This window comes from Halomonas sp. SpR1 (assembly GCF_031010175.1).
In the GTDB taxonomy this organism is placed as follows: domain Bacteria; phylum Pseudomonadota; class Gammaproteobacteria; order Pseudomonadales; family Halomonadaceae; genus Vreelandella.
Genome location: NZ_JAUAMB010000089.1, coordinates 1 through 787, shown reverse-complemented (window position 1 = coordinate 787; position 787 = coordinate 1). Strand labels below are relative to the sequence as shown.

Here is a 787-nt window from a genome sequence, read left to right as displayed (position 1 = left end):
CAGGCCGTCTCGGCCATGAAGGCCCACGTCACCGCCGGCCACCGCTGGGTGGTCGACCTTGATCTGGAAGCCTTCTTCGACCGAGTGAACCACGACCTGCTGATGGCCCGGGTGGCGCGGCGCGTTGGCGATAAGCGCGTGCTGCGTCTGATCCGCCGCTACCTGGAAGCGGGCATGTTCCAGCACGGCTTGGCCACGCCGAGACGGCAGGGGACGCCCCAAGGTGGGCCACTCAGCCCGCTGCTGGCGAACATCTTGTTGGACGACATGGACAAGGAACTGGAGCGCCGCGGCCATCGCTTCTGCCGCTACGCCGATGATGTGCAGGTGTATATCAAAAGTCGGCGAGCAGGTGAGCGCGTCATGGACAGCTTGAGTGAGTATCTCGAGAGCTCACTCCGGCTAACGGTCAATCGCCGCAAAAGTGCGGTGGATCGGCCATGGAAGCGCGGCTATCTAGGCTACAGTCTTACTCGGCACAAGCAGTCAAAACTGACGCTAGCCAAGAACAGCCTGAAGCGCATGATGCAGCGTGTCCGTGAGCTCCTGAAGCGTGGCAGGGGGCGTCACATGCAACGGATAATCGAAGGGTTGAAGCCAGTCCTACGAGGGTGGGCCAACTACTTCAGTCTTGTTGATGTGAAGCGCCCCTTGGAAGCACTGGATCAATGGATACGCCGCCGCTTACGCGGTCTGATCTGGCGGCAATGGAAACGCCCAGCGACTCGACGCCGGAAGTTAAAAGGGCTGGGCATAGACAGGCACCGCGCCTGGAAATCGGCGGGTA

1 protein-coding gene is annotated in these 787 nt (G+C 61.4%); it reads left to right on the top strand.

Features of this window, described 5'->3' with window-relative positions:
• Positions 1–15: 15 nt before the first annotated feature.
• The coding region (locus QT231_RS24230) for a reverse transcriptase domain-containing protein (RefSeq protein ID WP_308339329.1) at positions 16–787 on the top strand (772 nt) is incomplete at its 3' end.